The 14,557-nt window shown below is 54.5% G+C and carries 14 protein-coding genes; 7 read left to right on the forward strand and 7 right to left on the reverse strand.

The genetic code is table 11. The annotated features are described in order from the left end of the window. Nucleotides 1–33 precede the first annotated feature (33 nt). The 6 genes from AB8818_RS03655 (at nucleotide 34) to osmB (ending at nucleotide 6,936) form a co-directional block, all read left to right on the forward strand. Nucleotides 34–1,020: a CMD domain-containing protein gene (locus tag AB8818_RS03655; protein WP_192984201.1), complete on the forward strand. Its 987-nt coding sequence runs from the start codon at nucleotides 34–36 to the stop codon at nucleotides 1,018–1,020. A gap of 88 nt (nucleotides 1,021–1,108) precedes the next feature. Then, on the forward strand, nucleotides 1,109–3,043 hold the full coding sequence (locus AB8818_RS03660) for an exoribonuclease II (RefSeq protein ID WP_116339505.1): 1,935 nt from the start codon (nucleotides 1,109–1,111) through the stop codon (nucleotides 3,041–3,043). 324 nt (nucleotides 3,044–3,367) lie between these two features. Continuing rightward, nucleotides 3,368–5,359 carry a cyclic di-GMP phosphodiesterase gene (pdeR, locus tag AB8818_RS03665; RefSeq protein ID WP_116339503.1) on the forward strand — a complete coding sequence of 664 codons (1,992 nt, stop codon included), beginning with the start codon at nucleotides 3,368–3,370 and terminating at the stop codon, nucleotides 5,357–5,359. A gap of 118 nt (nucleotides 5,360–5,477) precedes the next feature. After that, nucleotides 5,478–5,660, forward strand: coding sequence for a hypothetical protein (locus AB8818_RS03670; protein WP_041909652.1), 183 nt, complete (start codon nucleotides 5,478–5,480; stop codon nucleotides 5,658–5,660). A gap of 43 nt (nucleotides 5,661–5,703) precedes the next feature. Continuing rightward, entirely contained in the window at nucleotides 5,704–6,456 is a 753-nt protein-coding gene (locus AB8818_RS03675) for a DNA-binding transcriptional regulator YciT (RefSeq protein ID WP_116339501.1), read from the forward strand. A gap of 261 nt (nucleotides 6,457–6,717) precedes the next feature. Next, a complete protein-coding gene (osmB, locus tag AB8818_RS03680) occupies nucleotides 6,718–6,936 on the forward strand; it encodes an osmotically-inducible lipoprotein OsmB (RefSeq protein ID WP_008501216.1) in 219 nt (72 codons plus the stop codon). Nucleotides 6,937–7,040: 104 nt separating this feature from the next. On the opposite strand, the gene yciH is transcribed toward osmB, so the two are convergent. The 5 genes from yciH to pgpB all read right to left on the reverse strand — a co-directional run bounded on the left by yciH (nucleotide 7,041) and on the right by pgpB (nucleotide 10,688). Beyond that, nucleotides 7,041–7,367 carry a stress response translation initiation inhibitor YciH gene (gene yciH / locus AB8818_RS03685; protein ID WP_063942363.1) on the reverse strand — a complete coding sequence of 109 codons (327 nt, stop codon included), beginning with the start codon at nucleotides 7,365–7,367 and terminating at the stop codon, nucleotides 7,041–7,043. Beyond that, nucleotides 7,364–8,104, reverse strand: a complete 741-nt coding sequence (gene pyrF / locus AB8818_RS03690) for an orotidine-5'-phosphate decarboxylase (RefSeq protein ID WP_116341110.1) — start codon at nucleotides 8,102–8,104, stop codon at nucleotides 7,364–7,366. The genes yciH and pyrF overlap by 4 nt, the downstream gene beginning before the upstream one ends. A 183-nt stretch (nucleotides 8,105–8,287) precedes the next feature. Then, nucleotides 8,288–9,457 carry a lipopolysaccharide assembly protein LapB gene (gene lapB / locus AB8818_RS03695; RefSeq protein ID WP_151413139.1) on the reverse strand — a complete coding sequence of 390 codons (1,170 nt, stop codon included), beginning with the start codon at nucleotides 9,455–9,457 and terminating at the stop codon, nucleotides 8,288–8,290. Between the two features lie 6 nt (nucleotides 9,458–9,463). Next, a complete protein-coding gene (locus AB8818_RS03700; protein WP_014884085.1) occupies nucleotides 9,464–9,772 on the reverse strand; it encodes a LapA family protein in 309 nt (102 codons plus the stop codon). Between the two features lie 148 nt (nucleotides 9,773–9,920). Further along, nucleotides 9,921–10,688, reverse strand: coding sequence for a phosphatidylglycerophosphatase B (gene pgpB / locus AB8818_RS03705; protein WP_116339495.1), 768 nt, complete (start codon nucleotides 10,686–10,688; stop codon nucleotides 9,921–9,923). A 197-nt stretch (nucleotides 10,689–10,885) separates the two neighbouring features. Between pgpB and ribA the strand changes: the two genes are divergently transcribed. Next, nucleotides 10,886–11,476 carry a GTP cyclohydrolase II gene (ribA, locus tag AB8818_RS03710; protein WP_028013401.1) on the forward strand — a complete coding sequence of 197 codons (591 nt, stop codon included), beginning with the start codon at nucleotides 10,886–10,888 and terminating at the stop codon, nucleotides 11,474–11,476. A 36-nt stretch (nucleotides 11,477–11,512) separates the two neighbouring features. Here ribA and acnA read toward each other — a convergent pair whose 3' ends face one another. Further along, nucleotides 11,513–14,188 (reverse strand): aconitate hydratase AcnA, encoded by a 2,676-nt coding sequence (gene acnA, locus AB8818_RS03715; protein ID WP_192984199.1) that lies wholly within the window; start codon nucleotides 14,186–14,188, stop codon nucleotides 11,513–11,515. Between the two features lie 163 nt (nucleotides 14,189–14,351). After that, nucleotides 14,352–14,450 (reverse strand): small membrane protein YmiC, encoded by a 99-nt coding sequence (gene ymiC / locus AB8818_RS03720; RefSeq protein ID WP_226857662.1) that lies wholly within the window; start codon nucleotides 14,448–14,450, stop codon nucleotides 14,352–14,354. Nucleotides 14,451–14,557: the final 107 nt, after the last annotated feature.

The raw sequence follows: 14,557 nt of genomic DNA on the forward strand, positions 1-14,557 counted from the left end.
TATTGATCGCCATTTTGAGATCAAGGAACGCACATGGAACAACGCCGTTTTTCCGGCAAAGGCCACTGGTATCACGAAACCCAGTCAAACCACGCGCAGCCGGATGTGCTGCCTCTGGTGCCCGAAGCCGCTAACGTCGACGATCGTTTTTTGCTCGATTTAGCCCTGCCAGATGAGATTGTCGCCGCCTGTACCGGCTGGCTTGCTCCAGCCAGATCCTTATGCCACCAGCTGTTCCCACTCTCACTTCCCGTAAACCGCCTGCGAACGCTCAGCGCCTACGATCGGTTAAGTACCGCGTTGACGGTGGCGCAGGCCTGCGGCGTTCAGCGGCTTTGCAACCACTACGCCGCCCTCCTCGCCCCGCTGCCGGGTCCCGACTCCTCCCGCGAAAGTAACCGACGGCTGGCGCAAATCACCCAGTACGCCCGCCAGCTCGCCAGCTCGCCTGACGTCATTGATGATAAGGCGCGAAACGAGCTTGATGAGGTAGGTCTGTCTACCTATGACATAGTGGTGATTAACCAGATAATCGGCTTTATCGGTTTTCAGGCGCGCGTGGTCGCCGTCTTTCAGGCGCTGCTTGGCCATCCCGTTCGCTGGTTGCCGGGCCATCATATTCAGCCACACAGCCTGCCGGCGTGCTCCGACGCGTGGATAGTGCTTCTGCCCGTTGTCGAGCTTCGCTATGCCAGTGCGCATCAACTTGAGTCCCTCTCCCGCTGGCAGGCAGAGCCCGCGCTTGAGGCGCTGACGCCGGTACTGTGTCATGAACCGACCTTGCTCGACCTGACGGGTGAGATCCTGATAAACAGCCGGGAAACGATTTCGCATCCTCCTCCAGCGCTTACGGCAGCAGCCGAATTGCTGACACGCTCGCCGGACCGCTTCAGTGCCGCACAATTTACCCCGCTAACGGAAGAAGGACTTACTGCCGTTCAGGCGATCAACATGCTGAGCCAATGCGCGCTGGAGGGCTGGCTCAATCGGCTAAAAGTCGCTTCCGGCAAAGCGGAATAACCACACTCTTTCCCCAAAGAGCGCTTGCTGTAGCAGTGAGAATCGCGTAAAACTGTCAGCCGCTCAATGGCTACGAAAATAGAACATTATGTTTCAGGACAACCCGCTGCTAGCGCAGCTTAAACAGCAACTGCATTCCCAGACGCCGCGTGCAGAAGGGGTCGTGAAAGCCACGGAAAAGGGCTTTGGCTTCCTTGAAGTTGACGCGCAGAAAAGCTACTTCATTCCGCCACCGCAGATGAAGAAAGTGATGCATGGCGATCGCGTCATGGCCGTCATCCATACCGAGAAAGAACGTGAATCCGCCGAGCCGGAAGAACTGATCGAGCCGTTCCTGACCCGCTTTGTGGGCAAAGTGCAGAGAAAGGACGATCGTCTTTCTGTCGTGCCGGATCACCCCCTGCTGAAAGATGCCATTCCGTGCCGCGCCGCCCGCGGCGTTGAGCATGATTTTAAAGAAGGTGACTGGGCCGTAGCAGAAATGCGCCGTCATCCTCTGAAAGGCGACCGCGGTTTCTATGCTGAACTGACCCAGTTCATCACCTTTGGCGACGACCATTTCGTCCCGTGGTGGGTCACGCTGGCGCGCCATAATCTTGAAAAAGAAGCGCCGAACGGCGTGGCAACCGAGATGCAGGATGAAGGTCTGACGCGCCGCGATCTCACCGCGCTGGAGTTTGTCACCATCGACAGCGCCAGCACCGAAGATATGGACGATGCGCTCTACGCTGAAGAGAGCGCCGATGGCAAACTGCATTTGACCGTCGCCATTGCCGATCCCACCGCCTGGATCGTAGAAGGCAGCAAGCTGGACGAAACGGCGAAAATCCGCGCGTTCACGAACTACCTGCCAGGCTTTAACATCCCGATGCTGCCGCGCGAACTGTCTGACGACCTCTGCTCGCTGCGCCCAAATGAGGTGCGTCCGGTTCTTGCCTGCCGCATGACCATTGCCGCCGATGGCGCGATTGAAGACGATATCGAGTTCTTTGCTGCCACCATCGAATCCAAAGCCAAGCTGGCCTACGATAACGTCTCCGACTGGCTAGAAAATACCGGCAGCTGGAAACCTGAATCAGACGCCATAGCCGCGCAGCTCCGTCTGCTGCACCGCATCTGTCTGAACCGCGGCGAGTGGCGTAAAACCCACGCGCTGGTGTTCAAAGACCGACCGGATTATCGCTTTGTTCTGGGCGAGAAAGGTGAAGTGCTGGACATCGTGGCCGAACCGCGACGCATTGCGAACCGCATCGTTGAAGAGGCAATGATTTCCGCCAACATCTGTGCCGCACGCGTGCTGCGCGACAGGCTGGGCTTTGGTATTTACAACGTTCACACCGGATTCGATCCGGCCAATACCGAAGCGCTGGCGGCTCTGCTGAAGAATCACGATGTGCATGTTGATCCGGAAGAAGTGCTGACGCTGCCAGGCTTCTGCAAGCTTCGCCGCGAGCTGGACGCTCAGCCGTCCGGTTTCCTGGATAGCCGTATTCGCCGCTTCCAGTCCTTCGCGGAAATCAGCACCGAGCCAGGCCCGCACTTCGGCCTCGGTCTGGAGGCCTACGCCACCTGGACATCCCCAATCCGCAAGTACGGCGATATGGTTAACCACCGCCTGCTGAAAGCGATTATCAAGGGCGAAACCATTGCCCGTCCTCAGGACGACACGACCCTACAGATGGCTGAGCGTCGCCGTCTGAACCGCATGGCGGAACGTGACGTAGGAGACTGGCTTTATGCGCGCTTCCTGCAGGATAAAGCCGGTACCGATACCCGTTTCGCGGCGGAGATCGTTGATATCAGCCGCGGCGGAATGCGCGTACGCCTGGTGGATAACGGTGCGGTAGCCTTTATCCCTGCTCCGTTCCTGCACGCCGTTCGTGACGAACTGATCTGCAGTCAGGAAAGCGGCACCGTGCAAATTAAAGGCGAGACGGTTTACAAAGTCACTGACGTGATTGACGTGACTATCGCTGAAGTTCGCATGGAAACCCGCAGTATTATTGCGCGCCCTGTCGCCTGATAACCTCTGCTAAATTGTCGGTCATTTCCGTTCGGAAAGGCCGACAATTTTTTCTCCCGTCTTTCCCCCCGCAAAAGCATCATTTTTCTTACTTTTTTCAGTCCCGGCTCGCCCAAAATGGCCATAATTATCTACAGTAAAAGAGTGCTGTCCTGTTCGGGCACGTGGATTTTATACGCTCAGCATTTTTATATGCCTGATGCGTTTTATTATAAAAAAGCTCAGAAAAACAATACTTTCACTGCGGCTTTGCCGCAATTTTCAACGGAAAAGTCGACGGCAAATGAATAATTTGTGCGCTAATACGTCGCGGCGGGAGAAATCATGATCGACGAACTTGTGCAGAATTTGCTGTTTCGTTACACGGGTACTCACAGCCCGTGGTGGCGATTGTCGGCTGATAGCAACGCTCTGCACCTTGCTGCCAGCGAAAATGCAGACGTCACTCAGGTGGTCACGCTGACCGACGATCAGGCCGCACTGATCCGCCAGCTAACGGTGATTACCTCCAGCCTTTCTATGAACCTTTCTCTTTATGGCGAAGAAGTTCCCGTCCATCTTGTCGGACGAAAAATAACCCGCAACGAGTGGGCCGGCACGGCCTCCGCCTGGAACGATACGCCCTCCGTGGCACGCGATCTGGCTCAGGGGCTCTCCTTTGCAGAACAGGTTGTTTCTGAAGCGAATTCCGTCATTGTTATTCTCGATCAAAACGGCAATATCCAGCGTTTTAACCGCCTGAGTGAAGAGTACACCGGTCTGAAAGAACACGAAGTCATTGGCCAGAACGTGTTTGAACTGTTCATGAGCCGCAGCGAAGCGGCAGCCTCGAAGCGCAACATTGCGGGTATCTTTCGCAACAGCAGCTCCTACGAAGTCGAACGCTGGATCAAAACGCGGAAAGGGCAACGCTTGTTTCTGTTCAGAAATAAATTCGTTCACAGCGGCAGCGGTAAAAATGAAATTTTTCTTATCTGTTCAGGGACCGACATTACCGAAGAACGGCGGGCGCAGGAGCGCCTGCGCGTGTTGGCCAATACTGATACCATCACCGGCTTGCCAAACCGCAACGCGATCCACGAGCTGATTTCAGGCGCCATAGCCAACCGCGGCGATACGCAGGTTGGCGTGGTGTATCTCGACCTGGATAACTTCAAAAAGGTCAACGATGCCTACGGACATATGTTCGGCGATCAGCTGCTGCAGGCGGTTGCACTTGCCCTTCTGAGTTGCCTGGATGAGGGGCAAGTTTTAGCGCGGCTCGGTGGCGATGAGTTTATCGTTATGGCCACCCATACCTCTCAGGGCTCTCTGGAAGCGATGGCGTCGCGCATTTTGACCCGCCTGCGTCAGCCGTTCAGAATCGGTCTGATTGAGGTTTACACCGGTTGCTCCCTGGGAATCGCCCTCGCGCCGCAACATGGGAACGATCGGGAAAGCGTGATTCGCAATGCCGACACCGCTATGTACACCGCCAAGGAAAACGGCCGTGGCAAGTTCTGCGTCTTCTCCCCCGAGATGAACCAGCGCGTGTTTGAGTATCTTTGGCTGGACACCAATCTGCGTAAAGCGCTGGATAACGATCAGCTCCTGATCCACTACCAGCCAAAAATCACCTGGCGCGGCGAGGTCAGAAGCCTTGAAGCGCTGGTCCGCTGGCAGTCGCCCGAGCGCGGGCTGATCCCTCCTCTGGAATTTATCTCTTATGCCGAGGAGTCCGGTTTGATTGTCCCGCTGGGTCGCTGGGTGATGCTTGATGTGGTTCGGCAGGTGGCAAAATGGCGAGACAAGGGAATTAACCTGCGCGTGGCGGTGAACGTCTCAGCACGTCAGCTCGCCGACCAGACAATTTTCAGTGAGTTAAAGCAGGCGCTTAAGGATCTGCATTTTGAGTACTGCCCTATCGATGTCGAGTTGACCGAAAGCTGTCTTATCGAAAACGAAGAGCTGGCGCTCTCTGTGATCCAGCAATTCAGCCGGCTCGGGGCACAAATTCATCTGGACGATTTCGGTACCGGCTACTCTTCTCTCTCACAGCTGGCGCGTTTTCCTATTGACGCTATTAAGCTCGATCAGGCTTTTGTCAGAGATATTCATAAGCACTCTGTCTCCCAGTCTCTGGTGCGCGCCATTGTCGCAGTGGCGCAGGCGCTAAATCTGCAGGTGATTGCCGAAGGGGTGGAGAACGCAAAAGAGGACGCCTTTCTGACCAAGAACGGCGTCAACGAACGACAGGGTTTTCTTTTCGCTAAGCCGATGCCCGCTGCCGCATTCGAGCGCTGGCTAAAACGATATCAAGCGCGACAACAGCGTTAAGGCCATAAAGAGGTTCACTTTCGTTTATGTAATTTCGTTATGGCGTTTTTTCCCTTCTCTTTTGACCCTATTTTCTGCATCATTGAAATTATTAACTTTTCGTTCCTGGGGAGAGATTATGTCTACTATTGATCCACAAGCTGTAGCACAACGTATTGATACCGTGCTGGATATCCTGGTGGCGGGTGATTATCACTCTGCGATCCGTAATCTCGAGATCCTGAAGTCTGAACTCCTCGCTCAGGATGGCGCTGACAATGCCCCCGAAAACCGACAGCCTAAAGCGCCGTGGGAAGTTTAATCCCACTGTCCCAGACCTCGTTTCGCTTTATTAATTGGATGCTATGAATTCCCGACAACAACTCATTTTGCAGATGGTCATCGATCAGGGGCGCGTAAGCGTAGTCGAACTCGCGAAAACCACCGGCGTTTCCGAAGTCACCATCCGTCAGGATCTTAATCTGCTGGAAAAACAGAGCTACCTGCGCCGTGCGCATGGCTATGCCGTGCCGCTGGACAGCGACGACGTTGAGACGCGCATGATGAATAACTACGCGCTTAAACGAGAACTGGCAGAATTTGCCGCATCGCTGGTAAACCCAGGCGAGACGGTCTTTATTGAAAACGGCAGCAGCAACGCCCTGCTGGCACGTACGCTTGCCGAACAAAAAGACGTTACCATCATCACCGTCAGCAGCTATATCGCCCATTTGCTCAAAGAGACACGCTGTGAGGTGATTTTACTGGGCGGCATTTACCAGAAAAAGAGTGAGAGCATGGTAGGCCCGCTGACCCGGCAGTATGTCCAGCAGGTTCATTTCAGTAAGGCGTTTATCGGGATTGACGGCTGGCAGCCGGAGACAGGCTTCACCGGCCGGGATATGATGCGATCTGACGTGGTTAATGCCGTCCTGGAAAAAGAGTGTGAAGCCATTGTGTTGACCGACAGTTCCAAATTTGGTGCCGTTCATCCTTACACCATGGGTCCAGCCGCGCGCTTCAGCCGCGTAATTACCGACGAAAGGTTAAGCGACGAACATCGTATTAAACTGGAAGAAGACGGTCTCATTGTCGATATTATTAAAACCTCCGCCTGACTCCATTTTGCGCCCGTATGCCGGGCGCATATGCCCCCTTCGTCTGAGAGGATTCCTAACCTTCCTTTAAGAGTTTTTACCTGTTTAACCTGCCGTAAAGTCGTAAAATTAATGTTAGCGATATAACAGGAAGTGACTATCACTTGCGTGATTACGTAACGCCTGCGCGACCAGCTTTCACGGGAAAAGAATTAAGTATTCATTTTGACTATACTTAACGTGTACATCTTTCCGTGAATCGATAATTCAGGAGAAAGTATTATGACCTTAACCAGCAAAAAATTAGCCGCCGCTGTTCTGGCAATCACTGTAGCAATGTCCCTGAGCGCGTGCTCTAACTGGTCTAAACGTGACCGTAACACCGCTATTGGCGCCGGTGCTGGTGCGCTCGGTGGTGCAGTATTAACGGATGGTAGTACGCTGGGTACATTAGGCGGCGCCGCTGTCGGTGGTATTATCGGTCACCAGGTCGGCAAATAATTATTCTATAAGCCTTCCCGTTATGGCGATTTAGCATCGCATTTCAGGTCTGACTAACGCACGTATATAACACGAGCCACGGCATTTGCCGTGGCTTATTTATTTTAACCGCCTGCCAGTTTAACTTTCATGCCTTTGGCTTCAAGCAGCGATTTAATTAAATCGCGTTTATCGCCCTGTATTTCGATAATGCCGTCCTTAACGGCACCGCCGCAGCCACATTTCTTTTTCAGTTCGGCTGCCAGCTTGTTCAGTTCCGCATCATCCAGATCAATCCCGGAGATCAGGCAGACCCCCTTTCCTTTTCGTCCGCTGGTCTGACGCTGGATGCGGACAATACCGTCACCTTTCGGACGCTCCGCTTTCATTTTCGGTTCGTCTATGCGCCCGCTCTCCGTTGAGTAAACCAGACGACTGTTGGAATCGGTCATTGCGCCCCCTTTTTCAGTGATGCGTTGATAGCCTTAAGCGTCTCTGCCGGGTGCGCAGACTGCGTCACCGGACGCCCGATAACCATGTAATCAACGCCTGCGGCCAACGCCTGCTCAGGCGTCATAATACGGCGCTGATCGCCCACGTCGCTGCCTGCCGGACGAATGCCCGGCGTAACCAGCTTAAACGCGTTGCCCAGCTCTGACTTGAAGCGCACCGCTTCCTGAGCAGAGCAGACGACGCCATCAAGGCCGCAGTTCTGCGTCAGACGCGCCAGGCGTTCAGCGTGCTCGGCTGGTGACAACGTCACGCCAAGGTCGCGCAAATCGCTTTCGTCCATGCTGGTCAGCACGGTGACCGCAATCAGTAATGGCGCATCGTTGCCGAACGGCAGGAGCGCTTCGCGAGCGGCTGTCATCATTCTCGCCCCGCCCGACGCGTGCACGTTGACCATCCACACACCCAGTTCCGCAGCGGCGGCAACGGCGTGCGCCGTGGTGTTCGGGATATCATGGAATTTAAGATCGAGGAAGACATCGAAACCGCGCTGCTGCAGATCGCGGACGATTTGCGGTCCAAACAGCGTGAACATCTCTTTACCAACTTTCAGACGACAATCGCGGGGATCGATACCGTCGACAAAGGCCAGTGCAGCATCGCGCTTATTGTAATCAAGCGCGACAACAACAGGAGAATCCGTAATAACGCGGGAAGTGGAAGAAGTAACAGACGTCATGACCAGCCCTTTTCGTCTATGGGCGCGCAGCGGCGCGGAACAGATAAACGGCCAGCATTCTACCTGCCGCCGCCCTAAATTGACAGAATCCATTTACGTGCCTGCCAGACCGACAAACCGCACGGTGCTGAGAGAGAGGTAAAACTTTAGTATGTTGTAACTAAAATGAGGGATTTTAAAAAATTACTGCCCGTCAAGGCCACGAATAGGCTTGATGGTAGACCAGGCACGGCAGGAAGGACAGTGCCAGTAGAGCGTATACGCGGTAAAACCACACTTCTGACAACGGTAACGCGGTTTGCTGCGCACCTGCTCACCAACCATGTCGCGCAGCACCATCAGGCTCTCTTTGGCGCGCCCTTCTTCCGCATCGTTAAGATGGTAATCCATCAGCTTATGGAATACGCGCATCGTGGGATGACGCTGCAGCTGACGGGTAATATAAACCTGTGCGGTGTCGCTCCCCTCATATTGCTCAACCACGTCTGAGAGCATCAGCTCAGCGGTCGCGCCGGTATTCTCTTCCACGCAACGGCGCAGGAATGCCACCCACTCTTCCTGCTTGTCCAACTGCTGATAGCAGGTTTGCAGCATTTCAAGCGTTTCGCTGACCAGCTCTTTGTCCTGGTCAATAACCCGCAGCAGGCTTTCAACGGCTTTAGCGTAGTCGCCGCTGGCCATAAAAACACGCCCCATCATGATAGAGATACGCGCGCTATTGCGGTCCGCGGCGGCGCCTTTCTTCAGTAACGCCATGGCTTTATCCATGTCGTCGTTGCCCATCTGCTGTAGGGCAAGCTCGCAGTAGAAATGCGCAATTTCAACGCGCTGCTTGTCTTTACCCAGCTTCACCAGACGCTCGGCCGTATCAATGGCTTTCTGCCAGTCGCTGGTGGCCTGGTAAATCTGTAGCAACTGCTGCAGCGCGCCAATGCGGAAATCCGTTTCATCTACCAGCTGAGTGAACATATCTTCAGCGCGATCGTACAGCCCCGCGGCCATATAGTCTCGGCCCAGCTGTTGTACCGCCAGGAGACGCTGTTCGTAAGTCAGGGACGCGCTTTCCATCAGGGTCTGGTGGATACGGATGGCGCGGTCAACCTCGCCACGAGAGCGGAACAGGTTACCGAGAGTGAGATGGGCTTCTACGGTCCCCGTATCCTCTTTCAGCATATCGAGGAACAGATCTACCGCTTTGTCCTGCTGATTGCTCAGGAGGAAGTTCACCCCCGCAACGTAGTCGCGGGAGAGTCGGTTAGCCTCATCCTGTTTTGTTTGTTGCGCACTTCTGCGGCCCATATACCAGCCATAGGCTGCGGCTACAGGCAAAAGCAGAAACAACAACTCCAGCATAGTCGATTATTCCTTCACGACCGGCACACCTGAGCTTTCCGGAATGTCGGACGCAGGCGCAATATTATGCTCAAGTCGTTTAATTTTACGTTCAGCGCGCGCAAGAGAAACACGAACCTTCAACCAAAACAGGCCGCAAACCAGCCAGCCTATGGCAAAGCCTGCAGCAAACAGGACCGCCAGCAGACTTGATACGCGATACTCGCCCTGCGCAAGCAGATAGTTAAACGTTACCTGCTGATCGTTTTGTGCACCCAATGTGACTGAAATGACAAAAATCGCCAATACCAGTAAGAAAATGAGTAAATATTTCACATTACTTCCCGTTATGTGGTTCAAGCGAATAAAGTGTGTTCAACCCACCGCAATCAGCCTTATAAACTACCATTTTAGCGACGGGCGCGAAACGGAAAAAGTAACGCGCACGTCATGGATTTATGGGCGAAATGCACAATATCAACCGTCAGGCGTCGCTTTGCTCCCTTTCGGCGATCTCTTCTTTCTCTTCAGGCGGTGGCGTGAGCGGGCCGCAGAACCGTTCTGCAAGCCAGGTTGCCAGCGTTACCAGCATCCAGGAGATCAGCGTAGCAACCACCAGATCCCGCGGCCAGTGCATCCCCAGCAGCAAGCGACTGCCCATAACCCCTGTCGCCCAAACCAGTAAAATCGCGATGGTCATCGTGCGACGTCGAGGCCAAAGCAGCCCAACGCCCAGCAACGCCCAGCTGGCCGCAAACATCGTATGGCCGGAAGGAAACGCGAAACCCGTCTCTTTTTGCCAGTGCTTACGCAGGAATTTGGGAATATCTTCCTGTTCCGCAAGCTGTTCTTTCACCAGCGCACCGCGATCTTTACGCTTTAAATTGTAGAACTCATCCACCGGAACATGGTGCGCTTTTTCCAGCCAGACGACAAAAGGTCTTGGCTCCTGAACATGATCCTTTACCCAGGACTTCACACCCTGTCCAATAACGATCGCGCCGCCGAGGATAGCAAAGAGCATTAGCGCCGCGCGCAATCGAAAGCGCAAGCACCACAAGAACCAGCCGCAAAGGATGACGTGGGTAATAATTCCCCACGGTTGCGTGACCGTTTCCGTTACCCAGTATAACGTTTTCAGCCACGTGGCATTCTGCCCCGGCTGCCACATCCAGCCGGAGACCCACACGGCCAAAGGCATAATCAGTAAAATGGCCGCGCCTGCTGCCGTACGTCTGGCGATTGAAAGCATGTCTTCTCCTTTTTCGCTAAGCTTCACAATCATAACTGAAATTCATTCGATGGGTGGATATGTCGGATCGTGCGTTTAACGTTCATATAGCATGGTGCCCATTAGGCGAACGTGCTGAGCTTGTGGCAAAATGAACAAATACAGAAAGCAAAACAGGCGTAAGGCACGAAACGTGTCAGCCTACTCTGGAGAATCACATGCAGCTTAAACGTGTGGCAGAAGCCAAACTGCCAACCCCATGGGGCGATTTCCTGATGGTGGGGTTTGAAGAACTGGCAACCGGACAGGATCATGTCGCGCTGGTCTACGGCGACATTTCAGGGCAGACGCCGGTACTGTCCCGCGTCCATTCGGAGTGTCTGACCGGCGACGCGTTGTTCAGCCTGCGCTGTGATTGCGGTTTCCAGCTCGAAGCAGCCCTTACCCATATCGCCGAAGAAGGCCGCGGCGTGCTGCTCTATCACCGTCAGGAAGGTCGTAACATTGGTCTGCTGAATAAAATCCGCGCTTACGCACTGCAGGACCAGGGCTACGATACGGTGGAAGCCAACCACCAGCTCGGTTTTGCCGCCGATGAACGCGACTTCACGCTGTGCGCCGATATGTTCAAGCTGCTGGGCGTGGACGAGGTTCGCCTGCTAACCAATAACCCGAAAAAAGTTGAGATCCTTACCGAAGCGGGGATCAACATCGTCGAGCGCGTACCGCTGATTGTCGGCCGCAACCCGAAAAACGCCCACTATCTCGATACCAAAGCGGCCAAAATGGGCCATCTGCTGAAAGAGTGAGAGTAAAAAGCCCGGCACAAATGCCGGGCTTTTTTATCAATCCAGCATCTTACGGATCACATAATGTAAAATGCCGTCGTTCTGGTAGTAGGTCAGTTCGGTTGCGGTATCAATACGACAGCGGCATTCCAGTACCTCTGTTTTCCCGTCTGCCCGCGTTAATTTCACCGGCACCGTTTTGCCCGGCTGCAGGTTTTGCAGGCCGCTAATATCAATTTGCTCTTCCCCGGTCAGGCACAGCGTTTTGCGCGTGACGCCCTGCGGGAACTCAAGCGGCAGGATCCCCATGCCAATTAGATTCGAGCGGTGAATACGTTCAAATGACTCGGCAATGACCACGCGAACGCCAAGCAGACGTGGACCTTTCGCCGCCCAGTCACGGCTGGAGCCGGATCCATACTCTTTCCCGGCGATAACCGCCAGCGGCGTACCTTCCTGCTGATATTTGACGGCTGCGTCATAAATCGACACGACTTCAGTCCCCGGCAGATGGCGCGTCATCCCCCCTTCCACGCCCGGAACCATTTCGTTACGAATGCGGATGTTGGCAAACGTTCCGCGCATCATCACTTCATGGTTACCGCGGCGCGAGCCGTAAGAGTTAAAATCGCGGCGCTCCACTCCCCGGCTTTGCAGATAACGGCCTGCCGGGCTGTCGGCTTTGATACTCCCCGCCGGAGAAATGTGGTCAGTGGTGACGGAGTCCCCCAGCATCGCCAGTATGCGCGCGCCATGGATATCCTTAAGCGGTGCAGGCTCGGCCAGCATCTCATCAAAGAACGGCGACAGACGAATATAGGTTGAGTCGTCCTGCCAGTCATAGGTGTCCGAGCCCACAACGTTGATGGCTTTCCATTCCGGCGTACCTTCAAACACTTCCGCATACTCTTTGCGGAACATCTCGGTAGAAACCTTTTCAACGGCCATCGCGATTTCACGCGAGGATGGCCAGATATCTTTCAGGTAGACAGGCTCATTCTTACGGTCGTAACCAATGGGATCGGTCGCCAGGTTAATATTCATGTTCCCGGCCAGCGCGTAGGCCACCACCAGCGGCGGCGAAGCGAGCCAGTTGGTTTTCACCAGCGGGTGAATACGCCCTTCAAAGTTACGGTTGCCGGAAAGGACTGCGCCAACCGTCAGATCGCCCTGCCTGATTGCCGTTTCAATAGGTTCAGGCAGCGGGCCGGAGTTACCTATACAGGTGGTACAGCCGTAGCCCACGAGGTTAAAGCCCAGCTCGTCAAGATACGGCGTTAGCCTGGCCTGTGCCAGGTAATCCGAAACCACTTTCGAGCCCGGTGCCAGCGAGGCCTTGACCCACGGCTGGGGTTTCAACCCCAGCTCAACCGCTTTTTTAGCCAGCAGACCGGCCGCCATCAACACGCTGGGGTTCGAGGTATTGGTGCAGGAGGTAATGGCGGCAATGACAACCGCGCCGTCCGGGAGCTGATACTGATGTCCGTTCAGAACATAGTCGATTGGGCGATGGTCCTTCTTCGCCACGTTGACTTCCAGCTCATTGCTGGCGGCAAACGCTTTTGGCACGTCGCTTAACGCCACGCGATCCTGCGGACGCTTCGGACCAGCGAGGCTCGCCTCAACGCTTCCCATGTCGAGCGCGAGCGTGCTGGTAAATACCGGCTCATCGCCCGGATTACGCCACATGCCCTGCGCTTTGGTATACGCCTCCACCAGCGCCACCTGCTCTTCGCTGCGACCGCTCAGGCGCATGTACTCCAGCGTGACGTCATCAATGGGGAAAAAGCCGCAGGTTGCGCCATATTCTGGCGCCATGTTGGCGATGGTCGCACGGTCAGCCAGCGGCAGCGAATCCAGCCCGTCACCGTAAAATTCAACAAATTTGCCCACTACGCCATGCTTACGCAGCATCTGGGTAACGGTGAGCACCAGATCGGTGGCGGTAATGCCTTCAGAGAGCTTCCCGGTGAGCTTAAAGCCCACAACATCAGGGATGAGCATGGAGACCGGCTGACCGAGCATGGCGGCTTCCGCTTCGATACCGCCGACACCCCAGCCCAGCACGCCGAGGCCGTTAATCATAGTGGTATGGGAATCTGTGCCCACCAGCGTGTCCGGATAAGCCACCCACTCTTTGTCCTGCAATTCACTCCAGACGGCTTTACCGAGATATTCAAGGTTAACCTGGTGACAGATACCGGTGCCGGGTGGAACTACGCTAAAGCGGCTGAACGCCTGCTGGCCCCACTTCAGGAAGACGTAACGCTCGTGGTTACGCTCCATCTCAAGACGCACGTTCTCGCCAAAGGCATCGTCATCACCGAAGTGGTCAACGGTTACGGAGTGGTCAATCACGAGGTCGACGGGGGAAAGCGGGTTCACTTTAGCCGTATCGCCACCGAGGCGTTTAACCGCCTCACGCATGGCGGCGAGATCCACCACGGCAGGCACGCCGGTGAAGTCCTGCATCAGGACCCTTGCCGGGCGGTAGGCAATTTCTCTGTCGGCATGGGCATTCTTAAGCCACCCCGCCAGCGCCTGAATATCGTCGAGAGTGACGGAATCACCGTCCTGCCAGCGCAATAGGTTTTCCAGCAAAACTTTCAATGACTTGGGTAAACGCGAAATGTCCCCAAGCGTTCTGGCAGCCAGCGGCAGGCTATAGTAGTGCCAGGTTTTATTTTCTGCCTGTAATGTGTCCTTACTGGCTTCGCGTAGGGTTAACGACATAAGCTCCTCCTTAATTACAGAGATGTCCTGACAATCATCAGGGCCGTAATTAAAGATAACACAAAGATGTCGTAACGTTTTGATAACAACCCGAATTGATAAATTTAGGAATGGTCCAGAGGAGAGCAAAACAAAAAACCCCGCCGCAGCGAGGTTTTATCATTTAGTGGATGGCCAGCCAGATGAGCTGACTCCAGAACAGAATCGACAGGGTAAAAACGCCGATCCATGACCAGTATTTTTGAGACATCATGTTATTCATCATAGGGACACCAGGCATTATTTATTAAACATTCCGAGGCAGGTCCTCGTGCTATATTGCTGATGTGTATTTATTAAAGAGTACAAAGGTGCACAATCATTATTCAG

The organism is Enterobacter sp. KB-280D8 (assembly GCF_041399405.1).
Lineage (GTDB): Bacteria > Pseudomonadota > Gammaproteobacteria > Enterobacterales > Enterobacteriaceae > Enterobacter > Enterobacter cloacae_N.